The 5,845-nt window shown below is 54.8% G+C and carries 6 protein-coding genes; 4 read left to right on the top strand and 2 right to left on the bottom strand.

Features of this window, described 5'->3' with window-relative positions; all coding sequences use genetic code 11:
• Positions 1 to 35 precede the first annotated feature (35 nt).
• Complete coding sequence (locus WBC85_RS01780) at positions 36 to 1,094, bottom strand: ABC transporter ATP-binding protein (RefSeq protein WP_424432969.1); 1,059 nt, start codon at positions 1,092 to 1,094, stop codon at positions 36 to 38.
• A gap of 5 nt (positions 1,095 to 1,099) precedes the next feature.
• Positions 1,100 to 1,918: an IclR family transcriptional regulator gene (locus WBC85_RS01775; RefSeq protein WP_424432968.1), complete on the bottom strand. Its 819-nt coding sequence runs from the start codon at positions 1,916 to 1,918 to the stop codon at positions 1,100 to 1,102.
• A gap of 216 nt (positions 1,919 to 2,134) precedes the next feature.
• Here WBC85_RS01775 and WBC85_RS01770 point away from each other — a divergent pair, with 216 nt between their 5' ends.
• From WBC85_RS01770 to WBC85_RS01755, 4 genes are all read left to right on the top strand, one after another.
• Entirely contained in the window at positions 2,135 to 3,397 is a 1,263-nt protein-coding gene (locus WBC85_RS01770; RefSeq protein WP_424432967.1) for an ABC transporter substrate-binding protein, read from the top strand.
• Between the two features lie 115 nt (positions 3,398 to 3,512).
• Positions 3,513 to 4,442: a carbohydrate ABC transporter permease gene (locus tag WBC85_RS01765; RefSeq protein WP_424432966.1), complete on the top strand. Its 930-nt coding sequence runs from the start codon at positions 3,513 to 3,515 to the stop codon at positions 4,440 to 4,442.
• Entirely contained in the window at positions 4,442 to 5,290 is an 849-nt protein-coding gene (locus tag WBC85_RS01760; RefSeq protein ID WP_424432965.1) for a carbohydrate ABC transporter permease, read from the top strand. The genes WBC85_RS01765 and WBC85_RS01760 overlap by 1 nt, the downstream gene beginning before the upstream one ends.
• Positions 5,290 to 5,845, top strand: a 556-nt coding sequence (locus WBC85_RS01755) for a glycoside hydrolase family 36 N-terminal domain-containing protein (protein WP_424432964.1), incomplete at its 3' end; no start/stop codon positions are given. The genes WBC85_RS01760 and WBC85_RS01755, both read left to right, overlap by 1 nt.

Below are 5,845 nucleotides of genomic sequence, written 5' to 3'. Positions count from 1 at the left end.
CCAACGGTCGGATCAGCTTTGCTGATCCGAAACCTCTAGCGAATACGTGCCTCACTTACGGCATCAAAAACATAGGAACGGCTATGCTCAAAACTCAAGCCGACCACATCACCCTCGCGAGAACGCTCATCACCGCGTTCCTCTACAATGATGCGCTCCCCCGTTTCGGCAACCAGATAGGCATAGGATATTCCGCCAAGGCTTTCTGTCATGTCTACCTTATGGGTCGTGCCCGCCCTATCAATGCTTAGGTGTTCAGGGCGAAGACCAAGGTTTACCTTTGTGCCCGACGCGCCGCTAACACCCGTTGAAATATCCTGTTGCAACGCAGGCACGTGAACAACGCCGCCATCGCCCAATTCACCGTCCATAAAATTCATCGCAGGCGAGCCAATGAAGCCCGCAACAAACTTGTTGTCGGGATTGCGATAAAGCTCCATCGGGCTGCCGACCTGCTCGATCCGCCCCAAACGCAAAACGACAATCTTGTCCGCCAAGGTCATCGCTTCGACCTGATCGTGGGTTACATAGATCATCGTTGCGCCGATTTCCTTGTGCAGCCGTGCGATTTCGACACGCATCTCGACCCGCAACTCGGCATCAAGGTTGGACAGTGGCTCATCAAAAAGGAACACTTCGGGCCCACGGACAATCGCGCGGCCAATGGAAACACGCTGGCGCTGACCACCGGAAAGAGCCGCAGGTTTGCGATCAAGGTAGTCTTCCAACTTTAGAATGCGGGTGGCTTCGGCGACTTTTTCCCTGATTTCGGCCTTGGGGTAACCATTCATCTTGAGCCCGAAGCCCATGTTATCACGTACCGTCATATGCGGATACAAAGCGTAGGTTTGGAACACCATGGCCACGCCCCGTTGCGACGGGTCCTCGCGGGTGACATCGCGATCGCCGATCCGGATTTGACCATCTGTTGTTTCTTCCAGGCCTGCCACCATGCGCAGAAGCGTAGACTTGCCGCACCCCGAGGGGCCGACAAAGACACAAAACTCGCCGTCTTCAATGTCCAGATCAATCCCGTGAATGACCTGCACATTCCCATATTTTTTAATGACTTTGTTCAGCGTTACTCCGGACATAAACCCTACCCCTTTGCCATATCTGCGGATTGCACGTGTTTTTGATCGGGAAAGCGCCAGCTTTCTGCCTCTTGCGCGATTGCGCTGGCCGCTTTTTGAATGCGCGGTGCCAGTGCTTCCAGCGCTGCCAGATTGGTGCGCCGGGTCGAGCTGGTGACAGAAAGCGCGCCCAGAACCCGCCCTTTGGCCGTTAAGATCGGCAAGGCAACGCAAATGATGTTCGGCTCGTGCTCTTGGCGGTCAAACCCGTAACCGTTGGCGCGAATATCCGTCAACTCCGCACGCAAGGCTTGCTCGTTTGCCAATGTGTTTTCCGTGAAGACATGAAAACTTTGCTGCGCAATGACCTCTGCCAGATGGTCCGGCTCAAGATAGGCCAGCATGGCTTTACCCACGCCAGTGCAATAAGCGGGGCCAACTTTGCCCGACTGGGAAAACATCTCGATCGGTTGATCCGGAACAATTTTGTCAACGTACAGGACCTGCGCGTGATCCAGCTGCGCCAGATGCACGGTTTCACCAACCTCGTGGGCAAGCGGTTCGATGTGGGGACGGGCAATCGGGGCCAAGGACGACTGCTGCCAAGCAGAATGTGCCAAACGCACAAGGCGAATCCCCGGTGCGTAGGTCTGGCGATCCGGATTATAACTCAGCATGTCTTGCGAGGTGAGAGTTTGAATAAACCGGTACACTGTCGCTTTGGGAAAAGCCGCCTGTTCCAACACATCAGAGAAACGCACAGGCCGACCAAAAGACGCAACAAGATCAAGGATCTCCAGCGCTTTTCCAACTGTTCCATCGCTTTTGCCACGATCCAAAGCCATTGCGTCATCCCTCCTCGAAAGTGCAATTACGTTCGCCTGAAATGCTGCGCTGCCGCACGTCTTGGCTGTTGACAAGCCTAGCCTGTTCGCGATTTAGTATCAATATCCAAAACCAAGTTTCAAATAATGGAACTTAATTTCTGGAACTACGAAAAATCGGGCGGCGCGGTTTTCGCGCGCCCTGTTTGACATAGGAAAGCATTTAGGGAGGAAACCATGCGTTCCATTATCAAGGCGTCCGTTGCGACGCTTGCTGCCACGACTATTCTCGCGGGCGCGGCCTTTGCGGGCAGCCATGCGAAACTCAGCGGCGAGCTGAACATTACATCCGACATGTCCAACCCTGCGCCGCGCGCGGTGATGGAAGGGCTTGCCGCGAAATTCGGCGAAATGCATCCCGATCTGACGGTCAACCTGACAATCGTTGACCGCGAAGCGTGGAAAACCCAGATCCGTAACTCGCTTAGCGCCAACGCGCCTGACGTTGTGAACTGGTACGCGGCGAACCGTATGGGCCCATATGTGTCTGCCGGTCTGTTTGAAGACGTCTCTGATGTATGGGCGGATGAAGCACTCGCAGGCCTTGCATCGACCAAAGGCGCGATGACCATCGACGGCAAGCAGTGGGGCGTGCCCTATACATACTACCAGTGGGGCATCTATTACCGCGAAGACATCTTCAAAGAGCTGGGCCTTTCCGAGCCTGCGACATTCGACGAAGAGCTGGCAAACTGTGCCAAAATCCTTGAGTCGGGCCGCAAGTGCTACACCATCGGTTCCAAGTTCCTTTGGACGGCGGGCGGCTGGTTCGATTACATGAACATGCGCACCAACGGGTTCGATTTCCACATGGAGCTGGCTCAGGGCAACGTCGCATGGACAGACGAGCGCGTGCGCGAAACCTTCGCAAACTGGCGCAAGCTGATCGACATGGGCGCCTTTGTTGATGACCACCAGAACTATTCCTGGCAGGAAGCGCTGCCGTTTATGGTCAAAGGCGAAGCAACAGCCTATCTGATGGGTAACTTCGCTGTCGCACCCCTGCGTGAAGCGGGCCTGACAGACGAGCAACTTGGTTTCTACCAGTTCCCACTGATCGCAGATGTGCCACAGGGTGAAGACGCGCCAACAGACACGTTCCACATCCCGTCTGGCGCAACGAACAAGGACGCAGCGCGCGCATTCCTCAAGTTCGTAACCTCCGCTGACGTCCAGTCCGACATCAACGGTGGTGACAAGCTGGGCCAGCTTCCTGTGAACTCTGGTTCTTCGGTTGCGGATGACAAGTTCATCAAGAAGGGCTTTGAGATGCTCTCCAACAACGCCAAGGGCGGCGTTGCGCAGTTCTTTGACCGTGATTTCCCCGCGGAAATGGCGTCGGCAGGCATGGAAGGTCTGCAAGAATTCATGGTGTTCCCGGACAATCTGGATGACATCCTTGAGCGCCTCGAAGAAACCCGCGCGCGCGTTTACAAGTAAACGTATTTGACAAAACCGGCCCTTCCCGTCGCGGGAGGGGCCATTCCAAAACCGCCTATCCGCAAGCATTTGCATGCCAGTGTTTTCGAATATGCGCCCCCGCAGGAGATGCCCCATGTCTGCCCCCGCCACATCACATCGCAGCTGGTACAAACGCAACGAGATCCGCGTCACGCCCTGGCTGTTCCTCATTCCCGGCATCCTGTTTTTCGCGGTCTATGTAATTGTCCCGATCTTCCAAAGCTTCTGGATCAGCTTCCATGAATGGGACGGGCTCGGCGAAAAGACCTGGGTCGGAACGGCGCATTATGAACGCCTGCTTGGGCTTGGCGATCAAAAGATGGATCGCAAGTTTGAAACCTCTTTCTGGAACAACCTCAAATGGCTTGTGCTTTATCTGCTCGCCATTCCTTTGGGCCTGTTCATCGCGCTATTCCTGAACCAAACCGTGCGCGGTATCCGTATTTACAAATCACTCTTCTTCTTCCCTTTCGTGATTTCACAAGTGGTCGTTGGCCTTGTGTTTTCTTGGTTCTACCTGCCGCGTGAGGGTCTGCTTAACGCTGTTCTCGGCTTCTTTAACCTTGGCACCGTCAACATCCTTGGCGATCCCGATCTGGCCACCTACGGCATCATCGCTGCGGGCCTTTGGCCACAAACCGCCTACTGTATGATCCTCTATCTCACGGGCCTTAACGCGGTTGATCCCGAACAGGTCGAGGCCGCACGGCTTGACGGTGCGAAGGGTTGGAAAATGCTCTGGTACGTGATCCTGCCGCAACTGAAGCCTGCGACTTTCATCGCTTTTGTCGTCACCATCATCGGTGCGCTGCGTTCGTTTGATCTGATCTCTATCATGACCAACGGTGGGCCTTTCGGCTCTACCCGCGTACTTAGTTTCTATATGTTCGAGGAAAGCCTGTCCGAATTCGGCTTCCGCATGGGATATGGATCAGCCATCGCAACCGTGCTCTTTTTCATCATGCTCGGCTTTATCGTGTATTTCCTTTACTCGATGTGGCGCGAAGAACAGGAGGCACGCTAATGTTTCCAACCCCAATCGAAAAACGATCGCGCAGCTATCAGCTGACCTATCAAGGCTTGCTTCCCATTGCGTTGATTATGTGGCTCTTGCCGCTGATCGCGGTCGCGGTCTTTTCGATCCGTCCCGATTCAGACTTCACCAATGGCAACTACTGGGGCATGCCGTCCTCATTCAATTTCTTTGAAAACTACGGTAAGGTTTTCTTTGAAAGCGATATGCCGCGCTACCTGCTGAACTCGGTCTTCATTACCATTCCAACGGTCCTTGGCACGATTGCACTTTCTGCGATGACAGGTTTCGCGCTTGGCATCTATCGTTTCAAGGGCAATCTGCTGATCTTCTTCATGTTCATCGCAGGCAATTTTGTACCCTTCCAGATCCTTATGGTGCCCGTGCGCGATCTGACGGTTAACATGAACCTTTATGACACGAAAACCGGCCTGATCCTGTTCCACATTGCCTTTCAAACGGGCTTTTGCACCCTTTTCATGCGCAACTTCATCCGCGCGCTACCGTTTCCCTTGATCGAAGCGGCCCGCGTCGAGGGCGTGCGCGAATGGCAGATCTTCCTCTACGTGGTGCTGCCGCTGATGAAGCCCGCACTCGCAGCCCTAGCCGTGTTGATCTTCACCTTCATCTGGAACGATTATTTCTGGGCCGTGGTCCTTACCCAAGGCCCGGATGCGCAGCCTGTCACCGCTGGCATCACCGCCTTCAATTCGCAATATCGCGCGGCCTATCACTTGATGAGCGCAGGCTCGATCGTGGCTGCCCTTCCCCCTGTTTTGATGTTCTTTCTTATGCAAAAACACTTCATCGCAGGTCTTACGCTAGGTGCCGTCAAATAATGCAACACTGGAGATTGGATTGTAGCCGCCAGACCCTTGTTCTGGCCGCAACGGGCGCGCGACTGCCGCAAGTCGTCTACTGGGGGGCTCCTTTGCCTTTGGGCGAGGATCTAACAACGATCCACGGTGCCCATGCGATTGACGTGACGGGCGGGATGCTGGATGAAAATCCTGACCTGAGCATCTGCCCCGAAGCCTCGCGCACCTTTCCGGGCCAGCCCGGCATGATTATCCGCTCGGAAAATGGAACGCCCTTACTGCCGAAGTTCTGTTATGAGAGCGATGAGGTGAGCGACGACGCATTAGCTCTAATCTACCGCGACGAGACTCATGGTCTAAGCTATACCGCGACATTCCAGATTGAGCCGATCTCCCATATTATCACTGCGCAAGCCACACTTAACGCAGATGCGCCGATCCATCTTCACTGGCTTTCGGCCCCCGTGTTTCCCGCGTCTCAACAAAGCGCCGAAATGATTGATTTCGCGGGTCGCTGGTGCGGCGAATTCCAGCCCAATCTTACTGCATGGTCCGCGGGTATCCGTATGCGCGAAA

Origin of the sequence: Planktotalea sp., assembly GCF_049680325.1 — a bacterium.
GTDB lineage: Bacteria > Pseudomonadota > Alphaproteobacteria > Rhodobacterales > Rhodobacteraceae > Planktotalea.
This window is presented reverse-complemented; position numbering and strand designations above follow the sequence as displayed.